Raw genomic sequence first — 16,989 nt, 5'->3', positions numbered from 1 at the left:
AGGTTTAAAAATGTTTAATTAAGAGTTAAAATGTTTGATTATTTGAAAAGGTTTGAATCCGTTTATACTTCAGTAAAAAACTGATTTTCAATATTCAAAGTCTGATTATTTCCATAAGAAGTCCTATCCTCCTGAACTTTATACCTAATTCCATTCATTTCCGACTTCTTTAAATGTTCGATGAAGGAATAAAGCATTTTAGCCAAATTCAAGCATTTGCTTTGGGCTGATTCAAACGCTTCAGTAGTTAAATACTTTGCATCAAAAGCCCGATAAAGCTGTGAGCGAGTTTCGCCAATAGAACCTTTTGCAATAGTTAAAAACTGAATAAACTCTTTTCGACTACCACGTTCAAAGCCTTCTGCAATATTATCCATTCCAGAACCAGATGACGCACGAATCTAATTTTTTAAAGTATAATCATGGTTGAAATCTGCCCGGTTCGTGTATGAATAAGTATCCTGTCACAATTCGCGAGCTATTTTCCAAACTAATAATTCTTCAAAACGATGGGCTGTCGGCATCTGAGATTAGTTAATCTACAAGATTAGTAAGGTTTGAAGACGTTTACCAACTTCTTCAAACCTTTTCTAACATTAATCAAACTTTATCTAACTATGTCCAATCTTATCAAACTACTCAAATTTAGTCCAGACGGCTCCGTTAGAGCTGGATTTTAAAGCAGTGTTAATGAAGGCCATGCCCCGAATACCTTCCTCAATACCCGGAAAATCATAATCAGGATCGGGTTCCTGACCAGCTTCTTTGGCCCGAACGGCGAAAGCGAAGTTCCGATAGAGGCTAGCGAACGTTTCTACATACCCCTCGGGGTGACCCGCTGGCTGACGCGTGTGCACCTGAGCCGCTCTCGATTCGGCATTTACGCCCGTACGGATGATTCTTGATCCTTTTTCCTGATTCGTCCACACCAGTGTGTTTGGCTCCATTTGTCGCCATTTCAGTCCGCCAAGTTCTCCGTATATCCGGATGTTCAGATCATTTTCCTCACCATTGCAAATCTGACTGTTATGCAGAATTCCCTTCGCTCCGTTCTCGAAATGAAGTAACATATTGGCATCGTCGTCCAGCCGACGGCCTTCAACAAAGGTGGTCAGGTCAGCGAGTAACTCCGTAATTTTTAACCCTGTAATATACTCCGCCATATTTTCAGCGTGCGTTCCAATGTCACCTACGCCACCAGCCGCTCCACTTCTAGCGGGATCAGTCCGCCAATCGGCCTGTTTATTCGTACCTGAGCTTTCAACCATTTTGTACAGCCAGCCCTGCGGATATTCCACAATTACCTTGCGAATCTTACCAATAGCTCCCGATTTAACTAAATGGCGGGCTTCTTTCACCATCGGATAAGACGTGTAATTATGCGTCAGGCAGAAGACCAAATTCGTTTTTTCCCAAATGGCTTTCAGCTCTTCGGCTTCGGCCCGGTTTAGGGTAATGGGCTTCTCCAAAACAACGTGAAACCCGTTCTCAAGAGCCATTTTGGCGGGAGGGAAATGGGCGTGGTTGGGAGTAACAATCGACACGAAGTCCATTCGTTCGCCTTCAGGAAGTTCTTTTTCGCGAAGAATCATTTCTTCAAAACTTCCGTATACGCGATCTTCGGGTAAATAAAGGGCTTCACCCGTTGCTTTTGACTTTTCAGGATTTGAACTGAACGCTCCGCATACCAGCTCAATTTCGCCATCTAAAGCAGCTCCCCGACGGTGAACGGAGCCAATGAAAGCGTCCAGGCTTCCACCGATCATTCCCATTCTGAGTTTTCTGGCCATGGTTAGAGGTGTTTTTAAGACGTAATGAATAGTTAATGGAAAGACGGAATAGGGTCGGTTGTGCATTGCCTACACCCTTTTTCTTCAAGACCTGATTTATCCGTAAATGTTCAGAAAACCACGTATTTAAGCAAAATACATTCCGTCCCCCGCCTAAATTAAGGCTGCCAAAGTTTGACAAGAAATTGCAGATTTCAAATGAAGAATCGACATAAGCCGGAGAAAGTAGTATACATTCCAGCCGCATCCCCCCTTTTTAGCTCAAGAATAAACCCCATAAATTCTAGCTAAAATGTATATATTTTCGTTTTTTAGCCGAAAAATTTAATAACCCTCCCAGCGTTTATTACGCTAACTACGTCATTACAAACACCATAAACCCTATTTCTAAACCTCAATAGCTATGACCCAATCCATTAACCGGAGCCGCTTATTAGTTGCAAGCTGTTTTGGGATTATTACTACCGCCATGATTTTCGCCATTCGGGCGGGTGTCCTTACCCAGTTAGGTACTGAATTTAATCTTACCTCCAAAGAGCTGGGCTATGTCAATCAGATGGCATTCCTGGGTTTTCCCATCGCTATGATTTTTGGTGGTCCTTTATATAACATCATTGGCCCCCGTAAAATCATCTGGGTAGCGTTCGTTACTCACCTGATTGGGATCATCTCCACCATTTTCGCGGACGGTTTCTGGACTTTATTGCTTTCTACTTTCTTCGTTGGTTTAGGTAATGGTACTGTAGAAGCCGCTTGTAACCCCCTGGTTGCTGACATGTATGAAGGCAAACTGAAAACACAAATGCTGAACCGTCTCCACATGTGGTTCCCCGGTGGTATTGTGATTGGTAGTTTGGTATCAAAATACATGACCGAAGCGAGCTTAGGCTGGCAATTACAAATGGGAATTATTATCATTCCTTTGGTGATTTACGGTCTCCTGTTCGCGGGACAGGCCTTCCCTGAAACAAAAGCAGAAGAAGGCGTATCGAACGTTACGAACATTAAGGCAATGCTAAGCCCGCTGTACATTTTCATGCTGCTTTGCATGGCTCTGACTTCCATTTCAGAATTTGGTACTACCCAGTGGGTAGAGCCTATCCTGGGTAAAGCAGGAGCTAGCCCACTATTGATTCTGGCTTTAGTAACGGGCTTAATGGCCGTTGGACGTTACTTCGCAGGCCCACTGGTGCATAACCTGAACCCAACCGGTGTTCTGTGGACTTCCGCTTTAATCACGACGATTGGTATTGTCTTGATGAGCCAGTCTACCGGCACGATGGTGTACGTTTCGGCCGTAATTTTCGCGATTGGCGTGTGTTATTTCTGGCCAACCATGATTGGTTTTGTGGCTGAATACATTCCCAAATCAGGAGCCTTCGGACTTTCCATCATGGGCGGTATGGGGATGTTCTCGACTTCCATTTTCCAACCTATCATTGGTGGCTGGATTGATGATGAAAAACGTAATGCTGCCGCTCGGGGCCTTACTGGCGATGCAATGGAACTGGCCGCTGGTCAGGAAGTACTGGACAATATGGCCATCTTCCCCGCCATTCTGATCATCGCTTTTGGTGTACTTTGGTTCATGATGCGTAACAAAAAACCAGATCACCAACAGGACGAAACCCTAGTTGCGGAACAGCCTCAACTTTAATTTTTGACTGATTAGTAATACGCACAGAAAGGCTGGTGAAGGAAACTTTTCCAGCCTTTCTTTTTCAACCCTAATTCATTCTACGTATGAAAAATCTTCTGGCCGCAGGCGGTTTATTACTGGCTCTATCCAGCTCTGCACAAACCCGACTCGAAAAGCTTTGGGAAACCGACAGCAATCAGTTTCTCACTCCAGAATCTGTTCTGGTTGATTCAAAAACCAATTCCATTTATGTGAGCAATATTGACGGAAAACCCTGGGAAGCTGACGGTAAGGGATTCATTTCGACCCTGGCCGCCAACGGAGCCGTACAGACATTAAAATGGGCCGATGGACTGAATGCCCCCAAAGGTATGGGGATTTCCAAGGGTAAATTATACGTAGCGGACATTACCGAAGTAGCCGTAATTGATGTCCGAACGGGCCAAATCAAAGAGAAAATTGCCCCGGCTGGAGCTGTTAACCTCAATGACATTGACGTAGCTCCCAACGGCGAAGTTTATGTAACCGATTCGGGCTCCGACCGGGTCTATGTAATAAAAGGCAAAACTGCTTCCGTTTTTCTGGAAAGTCCCGAACTAAAGCGTCCGAACGGCATTAAGTTTGTTGGAAACAAAATGTACATTATTTCCGCAGGCGGTGGCGATTTCTTTGAAGTTAATCCCGATAAAACGTTAAAAAAACTGGCCGAAGGAATGCCGTCTGGCGATGGCATCGAACCCGACGGGAAAAACTTTTTCCTTTCCCGCTGGGAAGGCGTTTTACATTATTGGCACGCCGCCGATGGAAAGCTGGATCAATTACTGGATACCCGTCCCGATAAAAAGAACTGTGCGGACATTGGCTTTGATAAAAGTAAGCGAGTGATCTACGTTCCGACGTTCAATGGGAACACGGTAGCGGCTTATCAAATCAAGTAATTTATTCGGGAGAATTGCCTAACGGGGGATTCTCCCTTTTTTTGTTCAAAACTGCCGTCCCTACTCATTTTTATTAGACAAAACCTATAAATCGAATAAACTTTAAAAGAATATCATCTTTTTTCAGGCCAACACTTGCGTTCGCTTTCAAAAAACCTCTATATTTGCACCACGTTAAACGAAACGACAACAAAATCGCCGCTTAACAACATAAAATGGTCCGTTCGTCTAGGGGTTAGGACGTATCCCTTTCACGGATAAAACACGGGTTCGATTCCCGTACGGACTACTGGCAAGAGCTAAATAACTTCGGTTGTTTAGCTCTTTTTTCTTTCCTACCTTACCCTCCCTTTTGCTTCTTTTGAATTCAATTATTTTCGGTTTATAAACCGTGATTGATTGGCTGTTGATCCCTCTATTCCTATGAAAAAGTTCTTACTTCTTTATCTGTTACTCCTGTTGGGTTTAAGTTCTTTCAAAGGCCCGGCTCCAGTCAAAGTGGACGGCGGCTTGATTTTGGGAAGCCTGCACGAAAAGATATGTATATACAAAGGCATCCCTTTCGCGGCTCCTCCCGTTGGTCCATTACGCTGGAAAGCTCCGCAAGCCGTGATTCCCTGGAAAGGCATTCGGAAATGTACGCAATTTGGTCCCAGTCCCATGCAGGCCTCTCCGGCCCCATTCAGTATGTGGAGCGAGGAATTTTTAATTCCTAAACAACCCATTCGTGAAGATTGCCTCTATTTAAACGTCTGGACGGGAGCCCAATCAGCCCAGGAAAAGCGTCCGGTTTTGGTCTGGATTTATGGCGGTGGATTCATGGGTGGTGGCAGTGCCGTGCCCATTTATGATGGCGAAGCGATGGCTAAAAAGGGTATTATTTTCGTCAGCATCAATTACCGGGTGGGAAACTTCGGCTTCTTTGCTCACCCCGAACTGACCCAGGAATCGGGTAATCATGCTTCCGGGAATTACGGATTAATGGATCAGATTGCCGCTCTAAAATGGGTTCAGAGAAACATCCGAAACTTCGGTGGTGATCCTGACCGGGTAACCATCGCCGGACAATCGGCGGGTTCTATGAGCGTCAATGCACTAGTAGCCAGTCCACAGGCAAAGGGCCTTTTTAAGCAGGCTATCGCCGAAAGTGGAGCGAACTTCACCTCCCCTCATCCAAGTCTGGCTCAGGCGGAAGAAGCCGGTATCAAGTTCATGCATTCGCTCGAGGCAGCATCGCTAGAAGAATTACGTAAGAAACCAGCGGAAGCCATTCTAAAAATGGATGCAGGCCTACGCGGCCCCATTCTGGATGGGTACATCTTACCCGAGCCGATCGCTCAGATTTTTGCTTCCCATCAGCAAAACCCCGTTTCGCTGTTAACCGGGTGGAATGAAGAAGAAGGTATCCTGCGAGGCCCCTTACTAAAGGCAGAAGATTACCAGCATTACTTGTATCAGCAATACGGTTCTGAGGGCAATGCCTTTCTCAGGCATTACCCCGCCTCAAACGAAGCAGAAGCTACTAAATCCCAATATGAGCTGGCACGTGATTTAATTTTTGGCGTACAGAATTACGCCTGGGCAAATGCTCAAAGTCGGCAGGGCCAGCCCGTGTACGTGTATCGCTTTACCAGAAAAGTACCCGGAACGGGCGAATATGCGAAGTATGGAGCCTTTCATACGGGTGAAGTCGCGTATGCCTATGATAACCTTGCCTTCCTCCATCGTCCGTGGCAATCCACAGACCGCGATCTGGCCCGGATCATGTCTACCTATTGGCTGAATTTTATTACGACGGGAAACCCAAACGGAAAAAACGTGCCAAACTGGCCCTTGTACACCACTCAGGATAAAAAGATTATCAATCTCGGTAAGGAAGTAAAAGCAGAGGTTTTGCCTGATGCGGAGCGGCTGGATTTTTTGTTTGAGAAGGTAAAGAAGTAACTGATACGAGGCTTTGGTTGTATTGCCTTTTGAGTAATACTCTGCTCTTTCAGATCTGCAATCCGAAAGCGATCTTTTGGAGATTTATAATCCCCACATACGGATCACAGATCCGTAACAGACTGGTTCTGGATTGCAAATCCAGAACAGCGTAGGTACTCGTTTTGTTGAGGTAGGCCATCTTGATTAATAAAGCCTCTTAGACGCTTTCCCTGCAGTCAAGTGAATAGCTGGCCTCTAGCTGATAGGATGGGAAACACTGTCTCGTCAGACAACACCTTTTCCCAAACGAAAACATTCCTGCTACCATCAGCTAGAGGAATACCAAGCTATTACGTCTCTTGTGTTGTTTTCGACACGTTTTCAGGCAATGCATATTCTAAATACCTAAAAAATTGATACTTATGCATATACATGAATGGTATGCATAAGATATATATTTGAAAGATAGATGCAAGTATTACGTCTATTAGATAGTTAGCAGTAATTTAAACGAGCAGACGTACACAATGACTAAAAAGGCCCTTTGGATATTATTTGCAACAATGGCAATACTTATTGGACTGTATCCAACGCTATATTTATTCTTGGATAAAAAATTTGGACTACTTAACACAAAGGATAATGGGCTATTCAAGAACATTTTTTGGAGCTTATCATTTTATATTCACATCATTTCAGGAGGGCTTGCGTTACTTATCGGTTGGACACAATTCAGTACAAAAATAAGAGTAAGAAATTTAACTATACATAGACAGATAGGTAGCGTTTATGTAATCTCCGCATTAATAAGTGCATTGACAAGCCTTTACATTGCCCTATACGCAACAGGCGGACTTTTTACATCTTTGGGGTTTATTTGCTTAGGCTTTATATGGTTTTACACAACCCTGACAGCATTTCTTCAGATTAAAAAAGGAATGATTGCTAATCACGAAAAAATGATGTTATACAGTTATGCTTTGTGTTTTGCAGCAGTAACTCTTAGAATTTGGCTTCCGCTTTTAGTAATTTTATTTAATGACTTTATATCCGCTTACCAAATCGTTGCTTGGCTCTGCTGGATTCCCAATTTATTGATTGCGTTTCTAATTATTAAGAGAATTGAGAAACGAGAAACAATAAGCTACCGTTAACACGAGTTTTGCATCAGACGAGCTGAATTGTAAGATTCAACAGTAGTTTTCAATTGAACCTCAGTACTCATATCAGCCTTTATCCTTCAATTTTCTGCTCAAACATAAAACCCTATTCGTTACAATAATTCTACAAAACCATGAGAGCAAGATGCTCCCGCAGTCGCTCAGCTCCTGCCAAGTGACTACCTAGCTATAGACCTCTGGCCGGTAGGATGCGAAACATTATCTCATCAAACAACACCTTTTTTTCAATGCATTTAAGATTTTTAATATGGTAAATATTCAATCGTGAGTGCTTTGTGGTATGAGCTGTACAAGGGAATGTCATGAAAAGATGTATATTTGAGAGTATAGATGTCCGAGTTGCGTTTAATTGGATGATTGTATGGTAATTTTAAACTACAACCATAATTGAAATTCATAAAGTATTCATTTTAATGTAAAAACGGAAAATGAACAAAGAAAAACCTAAATTATTTAGAAAAGTAAACACTAAAGCATTTAATGTTGATCATTATATTGGTGGAGATTTTAAAAATACACGACACAGTAAAAGAGAAACTTTAGAACAAACTAAAGGAAAAATGTTTGGGAAAAAGGAACGAGGGTTAGACTATACTCCACTTTATAGATTTTTATTATCAAAAGTTGGCTCTAACTGGGACGAAATTTTTAGTGAAGCCAAAGCTAGACTGGATAAAGTTGAACCAATATATGGGATGGTTGCCTTAATAGAAGATAAAAAAAGAGATTTCATAAGAACTGGCGAATCGTCCTATTTCTCTGGCTTGTTTGTTGATGATAATAATATTTTACAATTATCAAATCCAGATCTAAAAGCAAAAGATATGAAACCATTTTGTACTTGTTGCACTCATACATTTAATGGAAAATTATTTGGAACTGAATAAAAACTACAACCATCAGTAGCTAGTAACAAGACCCCTTTCCCGAACTTATGCTTGCTAACTTTGGCCAGAGCAAAGCACAAAACCTTATTTAGAGTTTAGAAATTACCCATACTCTTGCAGTCCCCGCAGTCGCTCGGCTCCTGCCGAGTGACTACCTAGCTATAGACCTCTGGCCGGTAGGATGCGAAGCACTGCCTAGTTAGACAACACCTTTCCCAACAAAACCTCCTTGTTGACATCGGCCACATTACATCCTCACTCGGTTCTAGCCGAGCGACTGCAAGGATTACATAAGCCCTCCCTACATTCGAGAGGATAAACGGAATAATCAACAATATCTTACATCTATCTTCATACCAAAATACATATATAATTTTTCCATGAATTTATTAAATATACTTCAAGTAGAATATAAACATTCAAATAATTTATTAATCAATTTAGGGTAAATGGCTGGGTTAGCGTACTTACACTATGAACACGCAAGCATGCCTTTTCTCTTATGAATCTGGTTGAATTCCGCACCCTGCTCCGAAACTACCTGAACGGCCAGCAAAGCCCTCAGGAAGATCGTCGCCTTGACCGATGGTATGAGGAAATGGGGGCAGACCTTGAGCTTTCCGAAGAAGAGCTAACTGCCGCCCGGAAGCGGATGAAAGCAGTCATTGACACGAGAACGCAGGAAAAAAAAACGCTCTGGCTTTTTACCTCTACGGCTCGCTGGGTTTCTGCTGCCGCTGGGCTTTTTATCGTGATTAGCCTGGGCATTTTCTGGAGCATGGATGATTCCGTTACCTATACCAATACGTCCTCGAAGCCCGTTACCGTATCACTTTCCGAGGGAACAACGGTTGAAGTAAATCCTGGAGCTACGCTGGTGTATTCCAAATCCTTTCCTTCGGATCGGCGGGAAGTTTCGCTGGCAGGTCAGGCCTTTTTCAAGGTATCGAAAGATCCCTCGCGGCCCTTTCGGGTGTACGCCTCAGGAACCATTACGGAGGTACTTGGCACCAGTTTCTGGGTAAGAAGTTCGGAAAAGCAGCTTCAGGTAGAGGTTCGGACGGGAAGGGTGCAGGTTTCTCAACAAGCCAAGCTTCAGCCCATTTCGGTTTTATTGACCCCTAACCAACAGGTCGTCGTAAACCTTCGTACGCAACGCTGGGTCAGTGGGCTGGTAGAGCAACCTCAGACTACCCTGCCCTCGAGTTTTAGTTTTTCCAATGCTCCAGTGAAAGCCGTGATTGATTCGTTAGAAAAAGCCTATCATATTCCGGTTCTTTTGGCTAAGACGCCTCTGGAACGTTGTACGTTTTCAGGCACCCTGGCAGACTCTACCTTCTACGGAAAGCTGGAGTTACTCTGTAAAACCCTTAAATGGTCGTATCGCATCGAGCAAAAAACTATAGTTATTGACGGACGACCCTGTCCTACTTCCCCATAAAAACCCCGAAATAGACTTTATACTTTAATTTACGCTGATACCGTTGAGGTTGCTTTGGTACCCGTGGACACGCTGTAGAATGCCTGTTTTTCAACAGGTCCTGATACTTATTGTCTTTAGCTGCACCTTAACTTATGCCCAAGAGTCTCCGTTAGAAGAATCGATTAGCCTGCGTATGCAGGATACGCCACTCCAAACCGTACTAACGAAAATGGAAAAATTGACCTCTGCCCGTTTTCTATATAATCCTGATGCCATAGGCGTACGCCGAAAGGTTTCTGTACGGGCCCACCAGGAGCCGTTACGTTTGGTGCTGGATCGCTTATTCAGGCCTTTGTCGATTCATTACGAACTCATCAGGGGGAACCTTATTCTCACGGCTCAGGACTCCGTTCCTCAAGTACAGGAAACGTTCTTTAGGGGAATGGTCAAAAACTCAAAAGGAGAGCCGATCTCCGATGCTTTTATACGAATCAAGGGAAGTTTGCAGGGCACCACCACCCAGGCAGACGGTTCCTACCAGTTATCAGGTTCTGAACCCGCCACCCTCCTGTTTTCTCATCTAAGTTATCAGTCTACGCAGATCATGGGAAAGCCCGGCCTGGTGCCGACGGTCATTCTTCAGGAAACGACGGTCGCTCTTCCTGAAATTGCGATTGTGGTGTTCTTACGCGAGCCCCCGCTTGCGTCTGGATCGGTCCGTTCCCGTAGACGTGCTCACTTCAGATCAGTTACAGGCTACAGGTCAGTTGGAACTGGCTCAACAGTTACAGTTTACTTCTCCTACGGTTCAGACTCTGAAAACGGGAATCAACGGCGTGGCCAATTATGCCGACCCGATTACCTTACGCGGACTTGCTCCCGATCAGGTGCTGGTTCTCGTGGATGGCAAACGCCGCCATCCTTTTTCCGGCATCAATCTTAACCAGACGGTAGGATTGGGTACCGTAACAACCGACTTGAATGCCATCCCAACCCTGGCTCTGGAACGCGTGGAGATTCTTCGGGACGGAGCCGCAGCTCAGTACGGATCAGACGCTATTGCGGGCATTATTAATCTGGTTTTGCGAAAAGAAACGCAGGGAGGGTTAATTCGAAGTTCCGTAGGGAGTACCAGCCGAGGAGATGGGACCTTCTTTACAACGGGCCTCCGCTGGGGAACGGGGCTGGGAAAAGCGGGTAGTAACCTGACCCTGAGCTTACAGGTGCAATCCGTTGGCGTTACTAATCGGTCTGATGCTTATACCGGGCGTATTTACGCCAGCGACTCTACCACTGATAACCGCATTCGTCAGAACCGAGGGGTTTGGCAACCGCCTTTCAGAGTGGGAATCTACGGCAGTAACGGCTCTACCACGGTGCAGGGTTTGTACAAAATTAGTTACCCGGTTCATAATTACTGGACCTTTTATCAGACCGGAAGCTATTCCAACAAATACATCGTGGCTTATGGTTTCTTCAGAAATGCCATCCCTGACAACGCCAATTCAAACCCCGACTTATACCCGGATGGCTATACGCCGGAGTTACCGGGCAGGACCGTCGATTTTTCACAGGTCATCGGTCTGAGTCGCCAGATCCCTCAGGGATGGCAATGGGATTTTAGCGGTAGTTACGGTTCCAACCGACTAGACCTGTGGGCCAATCACACCAGCAATCCTTCGCTGGGAGCGATTTCCCCCACTGATTTTTACGTAGGTCGAAGTTACTTTGCTCATACCCTCGTGGATGCAACGGCAACCCGGCTGTTTCATGCCCCCAACACGAGCTGGAATGTGGCTCTGGGGAGTCAGTTTCGGCGGAGTGAATTTCAGTTACGGGCGGGAGACGCGGCAGCTTCGGAACAAGGTCCACTGATGAATAAAGCTCCCGGAGCAAGTGGTCGGCCTGGAATCGCCAGGGCCGACGAAGTACGGGCGTTCCGTTCCAACTTGGGTTTGTATGGCGATGTAGAAGGCGAATGGAAGAAACGAATCCTGGGTAGTATAGCTTTACGGCTGGAGTCCTACAGCGATTTTGGCAGCAATCTCTCGGGTAAGACTTCCATTCGTTATCGGATGAATTCCCGGCTTTCCGTACGAGGTTCCATCAATCGGGGGTTTCGGGCTCCCTCCTTACAGCAGAATTTCAATCGGCTGGTTACGTCTACGGTTCAGGCTGGATCCATTGCTCTCACCCGTCAGATTTCGAGTCAGGATCCCCGAATGGCTGAACTAGGCTTTCCTCCTATTCAAGCCGAAAAATCCTGGAATTATACCCTGGGCCTAGCGGGAGAAATACAACCCTCATTCACTTTTGCCTTGGATGCCTATCAGATTTCTATTCGTGACCGGATCATCCTGAGTGACCGACTTTTCGTTGCTTCCATCGCCTCGCTCCAGCGGTTGTTTCCTGAACTAACGGAAGTTCGGTTATTTACGAATCAGTTGTCCACCCGAACGAAAGGCCTCGACGCACAATTAACGTATAGCAACAACCGTAAGAAAAATACCTTCCTGCGAGTCTCGGCTATTTTTTCCTATAACCAAACCCAGATCACCCGTATCAAACCCACGCCCGCTGCTTTTCAGGAAGGTACGGCTTCGGCTATTTCTCTGATTGATACCATTGGCCGAGGGCTTATCGAAACCGCTCAGCCTCGGGAAAAATTTACCATTTCCGGTGAGTATCGACACCATCATTGGAGCGGGTCGGTGCGGGCGACGTACATTGGAGCGGTGACGGGCTGGATCAAACCGCTGACCCAACCTTATGAATCTCAGACCTTTCGGGGAAAAACGTTGTTTGATGTCACCATCGAATATACTCCTACCCAGCACTGGCAGTTTAGTTTGATGGGCCTGAACCTGCTGAATACGTATCCAGATCGCATTTTGAGCAATCAGGCGGCCTATTCTAATGGACAAACCCCTTATCCAAGAAATGTAAGCCAGTTTTCAGCGAACGGAGCTTCCGGCCAGCTTCAGGTAGCATACAGATTTTAATCCCTGGTACTGACCCCATTCCATTTCTGTCATTTTTAACACACAAAACTTTACATGCCTCATCAGTAGTGACGGGTAACGGCCCGGTTAGCTGCTCTTTCACAACTAAACATATCCTATCTATGAAATTTGCTTCAGCTGTACCCATAGCCGAACGGGATCGTCTTGTCCTGAAACAAGCCGGCTTACCAGAAACGACGAAAGTTTATTTGAACTTACCTGCGGAAGCATTGGTCGAAAAAGCCCTGCTGAACGGGGAAGGCGTACTAGCCAATACCAAAGCCCTCATGTGTGACACGGGTGTTTTTACGGGTCGCTCGCCAAAAGATAAATACATCGTTCGGGATGAAATGACCGCCGAAACCGTCTGGTGGGGCAGCGTTAATCATCCTTTGGAAGAATCGCATTTTGAGACCTTACACCAGGATATGCTTACGTTCCTGGACGAGAAAACTGTGTATGTTCGCTACGCTCAGGCTTGTGCACTGGCCGAAGAACAGGTATCGGTTTGCATCATTACCACGCAAGCCTGGCATAACCTCTTCTGCCACCACCTGTTCATTCGCCCGGATCAAAAGGCTATTGCCCAGTTTTCACCCGAATGGACCATTTTGAATATTCCAGAATTCAAAGCAGATCCTGCCGTTCACGGCACCCGTAGCAGCAATTTCACCATCATTGATTTCAGCCGAAAAATCGTCCTGATCGGTGGTACGGGCTACGCGGGTGAGATGAAAAAGGGCATTTTCTCCGTGCTGAATTATACCCTTCCCCAGAAAGGCATCTTATCCATGCACTGCTCTGCCAATGTAGGAGAGAAAGGAGACACGGCTCTATTTTTTGGCTTGTCAGGCACAGGAAAAACAACGCTTTCGGCAGACCCCAATCGTCAGTTAATCGGGGACGATGAGCATGGCTGGGCCAAGGAGAAGGTATTTAATATCGAGGGCGGCTGCTACGCCAAAGTCATTGATCTGACGCAGGAAAAAGAACCGGAAATTTTTGGAGCCATCCGGGAAAATTCTATTCTCGAAAACACCCGCTTTTTTCCGGGAACGAAGGAGGTCAATTACGAGGATAATTCCGTGACGGATAACACCCGTACCGCCTACCCGTTGCCTTTTATTGACAATGCTCTCATTCCTTCCGTCGGAAACTCGCCCCAGCACATCTTCTTTCTTACGGCGGATGCCTTTGGGGTACTCCCGCCGATTTCACGCCTGACGACCGAACAGGCGATGTATTATTTTATTTCAGGATTTACTTCCAAACTGGCCGGAACCGAAGTCGGTGTGAAAGAACCGCAACCTACATTTTCGGCCTGCTTTGGGGCGGCTTTCCTCCCGCTGCATCCTTCCCGTTATGCTACGTTGCTGGGGGAAAAATTACAGCAAAATCAGGTCAATGTCTGGCTGATTAATACCGGCTGGGTAGGTGGCTCGTACGGGGTTGGCGAACGGATTAAACTCCGCTATACCCGAGCCATGATTACGGCAGCGATGCAGGGCGAGCTGGATCAGGTAGCCTTTCAGTCTTTCGCTCCTTTTCATCTGTCCATTCCGCTCGAATGCCCCCATGTTCCGTCCGAACTTTTGAATCCCCGAGAAAACTGGTCCGACCCGATTGCCTACGATCATCAGGCCCGTCTGTTAGCTCAGGCTTTCCAGGAAAACTATCAGCAATACCAATCGGATACTACTCCGGCCATTACTCAGGCAGGGCCCATCCTTGATTAATTCTACGTCTTCGCACGCCGCGGCGACTGGTCGCAAGCTTTTCAATTCTAATCCTTAATACTATGAAAAAGTGGTTCAGTAATTTGACATTCTGGGTTTTAACGGCCATTACGGCGGGTATACTTCTGGGTCATTTCAAACCGGAATGGGCCTTGCTAAAAGTACTCGATGAACCGCTCAAGGGCCGATTCATGGGACAAGAGTTAAGCATTGGCATTACCCTTAGTGAGGTATTCAGTGGCCTTTTTATCAGTACCGTCAAACTCTTCATTAACCCTATTATTTTCCTGACAATTACCCTCGGCATCGTCAGTATGGGTGACCTGAAAAAAGTAGGCAAAGTAGGAGCCAAAGCCTTGCTGTATTTTGAAGTAGTTACTACCCTGGCCCTGGTGATCGGCGTGGTGATTGCAAATCTCATTAAGCCGGGTCATGGCGTGGTGACCAATCAGGTCAAAGGTGGGGATATTTCGAAATACACCCAGAAAAGTGCGGACTTTAGCTGGCTCCATTTTCTCCAGGATAACGTAACGCTGCAAGTATTGATTGTAGCGATTCTGGCTGGCGTTCTGTTCAGTCAGTTACGTTCCAAGGACGTGATTGTGGCTGGAATGAATCGGGTGTCTAAAGTTGTTTTTAAAGGACTGCATAAAGTCATGTTATTGGCCCCCATTGGAGCGTTTGGTGGAATGGCCTATACGATTGGCAAGTACGGGCTGGAAACCCTCTTTCCTTTAGCCAAACTGATGGGTACGGTTTATACCACGATGGCCTTGTTTATCTTCGGTGTGCTGGGTATGATTTTACGTTCGTGTGATATCCGAATCGTGGATTTTCTCCGGTATATCCGGGCGGAATTGCTAATCGTACTGGGGACCTCCTCGTCGGAATCTGCCTTACCCTCATTAATGGAAAAACTGGAAAGAATGGGCTGTGCCAAACCCGTGGTAGGGCTGGTCGTGCCTGCGGGTTATTCATTCAACCTTGACGGTACCACGATTTACCTGTCGATGGCGACCCTGTTCCTGGCTCAGGTGTTCAACGTTGATCTAAGCCTGACTCAACTCCTCACGATCATCGGTATTCTTATGGTTACTTCCAAGGGAGCCGCTGGGGTTACCGGAAGTGGATTTGTGGTGCTGGCTTCTACGCTGACGGCGGTAAAAGTGATCCCCATTGAGGGACTGGCTCTCTTGCTTGGGGTGGACCGCTTCATGTCAGAAGCCCGCAGTATTACCAACTTTATTGGTAATGGCGTAGCCACCATCTGGATCGCTAATCACGAAAAAGCTCTGGACCGTGAGCAAATGAACCGGGCGTTTGGGCTTATTCCTGAAAAGGCATCCACGGTTGCGTCTGACACGCCCACCCGTCCTTCGGCAGTGGTGTTGAACAAATAGAACGGTATTGACTTTCACCCAAAACTTAACAATAGTTGTATGCAAGCTGCTGTAACCGTACCTTCCGTAGGCATCACCCTGGATCGGTTTATTCTCCGAAAACAGAAAACGTTTCCGTCTGCCACCGGAGATTTATCCCAGGTACTGCGGGATATTGCCCTGGCCGGTAAAATCATTAATCGTGAAATCAATCGTTTTGGTCTGGCTGATATTACGGGAGATACGGCTACCGATAACATTCAGGGAGAAATTCAGCAAAAGCTGGACTGGATCGCTCACGTTCGTTTCATCCGGGCACTCGTCAACGGCGGCGAAGTATGTGGTATCATTTCGGAAGAAGAAGCTGGTATTATAGACACGGGTAACCCGGAAGGGAAATACGTTATCGCGATGGACCCCCTGGATGGTTCCTCCAACATTGATGCAAACGTAGCCATTGGTACAATCTTCTCGGTCTATCGACGGGTTTCGCCGCTGGGTACTTCGCCCACCGTCGAGGACTTTCTGCAAGGCGGTCGGCAGCAGGTAGCCGCAGGGTATATTCTCTATGGCTCTTCCACGATGCTGGTGTATTCAACCGGTTGCGGAGTCGATGGATTTACCTACGAACCTACGTTGGGGGAATACATCCTTTCGCACCCCAATCTGACTTTCCCGGCTTATAGCAAAACTTTTTCCTGTAATGAAAGTAACCAGCGGGATTTTCCACCCTTTGTGATGCAACGGATTCAGGAATTTTACGAGCAGCGATTCAGCAGTCGTTACATCGGTTCATTTGTGGCTGATTTTCATCGAAATCTAATCAAAGGAGGCATTTACCTATATCCCCCTACGCAAACCCATATTCAGGGAAAGTTACGATTGATTTATGAATGTTACCCCATGGCTTTTCTCGCCGAACAAGCCGGAGGGAAAGCCATTGACGGTCAACAGCCCATTCTAGACATCATCCCTAACCGATTCCACCAGCGTACGCCCTTATACATTGGCTCCTCCCACCTGGTAGACTATTTCGAGATTCCTTCCTAACGATAATCCAATCGTTTTACTGCCATTTGTTGCTGGCA

At 46.1% G+C, this 16,989-nt stretch carries 12 protein-coding genes, 1 tRNA gene and 1 pseudogene; 12 read left to right on the top strand and 2 right to left on the bottom strand.

Going from position 1 to position 16,989, the window contains the following annotated elements; translation table 11 throughout:
* Positions 1–62 precede the first annotated feature (62 nt).
* Together QE357_RS07605 and QE357_RS07600 are read right to left on the bottom strand one after the other, a co-directional pair.
* On the bottom strand, positions 63–377 hold the full coding sequence (locus QE357_RS07605) for a four helix bundle protein (RefSeq protein ID WP_198555143.1): 315 nt from the start codon (positions 375–377) through the stop codon (positions 63–65).
* 258 nt (positions 378–635) lie between these two features.
* The gene (locus QE357_RS07600) at positions 636–1,790 is read right to left on the bottom strand and encodes a Gfo/Idh/MocA family protein (RefSeq protein WP_232793578.1); all 1,155 of its coding nucleotides are present in this window, start codon (positions 1,788–1,790) and stop codon (positions 636–638) included.
* 403 nt (positions 1,791–2,193) lie between these two features.
* Here QE357_RS07600 and QE357_RS07595 point away from each other — a divergent pair, with 403 nt between their 5' ends.
* The 12 genes and pseudogenes from QE357_RS07595 (at position 2,194) to fbp (ending at position 16,951) form a co-directional block, all read left to right on the top strand.
* On the top strand, positions 2,194–3,447 hold the full coding sequence (locus QE357_RS07595) for a sugar MFS transporter (protein ID WP_106635563.1): 1,254 nt from the start codon (positions 2,194–2,196) through the stop codon (positions 3,445–3,447).
* A gap of 86 nt (positions 3,448–3,533) precedes the next feature.
* Positions 3,534–4,367, top strand: coding sequence for an SMP-30/gluconolactonase/LRE family protein (locus QE357_RS07590; protein ID WP_106635562.1), 834 nt, complete (start codon positions 3,534–3,536; stop codon positions 4,365–4,367).
* Between the two features lie 217 nt (positions 4,368–4,584).
* A tRNA-Glu gene (locus tag QE357_RS07585) sits at positions 4,585–4,656 on the top strand.
* Between the two features lie 134 nt (positions 4,657–4,790).
* A complete protein-coding gene (locus tag QE357_RS07580; RefSeq protein WP_309706583.1) occupies positions 4,791–6,311 on the top strand; it encodes a carboxylesterase family protein in 1,521 nt (506 codons plus the stop codon).
* Positions 6,312–6,820: 509 nt separating this feature from the next.
* Positions 6,821–7,447, top strand: a complete 627-nt coding sequence (locus QE357_RS07575; protein ID WP_106635560.1) for a DUF2306 domain-containing protein — start codon at positions 6,821–6,823, stop codon at positions 7,445–7,447.
* A gap of 455 nt (positions 7,448–7,902) precedes the next feature.
* Positions 7,903–8,361, top strand: coding sequence for a hypothetical protein (locus QE357_RS07570; protein ID WP_106635559.1), 459 nt, complete (start codon positions 7,903–7,905; stop codon positions 8,359–8,361).
* 502 nt (positions 8,362–8,863) lie between these two features.
* On the top strand, positions 8,864–9,802 hold the full coding sequence (locus QE357_RS07565) for a FecR family protein (protein ID WP_106635558.1): 939 nt from the start codon (positions 8,864–8,866) through the stop codon (positions 9,800–9,802).
* 79 nt (positions 9,803–9,881) lie between these two features.
* Positions 9,882–10,376: pseudogene (locus QE357_RS07560) on the top strand (STN and carboxypeptidase regulatory-like domain-containing protein); the annotation flags it as partial.
* Positions 10,377–10,515: 139 nt separating this feature from the next.
* Complete coding sequence (locus QE357_RS07555) at positions 10,516–12,786, top strand: TonB-dependent receptor domain-containing protein (protein ID WP_309706582.1); 2,271 nt, start codon at positions 10,516–10,518, stop codon at positions 12,784–12,786.
* Between the two features lie 122 nt (positions 12,787–12,908).
* Complete coding sequence (gene pckA, locus QE357_RS07550) at positions 12,909–14,522, top strand: phosphoenolpyruvate carboxykinase (ATP) (protein WP_309706581.1); 1,614 nt, start codon at positions 12,909–12,911, stop codon at positions 14,520–14,522.
* A 62-nt stretch (positions 14,523–14,584) separates the two neighbouring features.
* Entirely contained in the window at positions 14,585–15,922 is a 1,338-nt protein-coding gene (locus tag QE357_RS07545; RefSeq protein ID WP_309706580.1) for a cation:dicarboxylate symporter family transporter, read from the top strand.
* A 39-nt stretch (positions 15,923–15,961) separates the two neighbouring features.
* The gene (gene fbp / locus QE357_RS07540) at positions 15,962–16,951 is read left to right on the top strand and encodes a class 1 fructose-bisphosphatase (protein WP_309706579.1); all 990 of its coding nucleotides are present in this window, start codon (positions 15,962–15,964) and stop codon (positions 16,949–16,951) included.
* Positions 16,952–16,989 lie beyond the last annotated feature (38 nt).

The organism is Siphonobacter sp. SORGH_AS_0500, from assembly GCF_031453245.1.
GTDB lineage: Bacteria > Bacteroidota > Bacteroidia > Cytophagales > Spirosomataceae > Siphonobacter.
The sequence above is the reverse complement of the archived record's forward strand: the minus strand, read 5'-3'. Positions and strand labels throughout refer to the sequence as shown.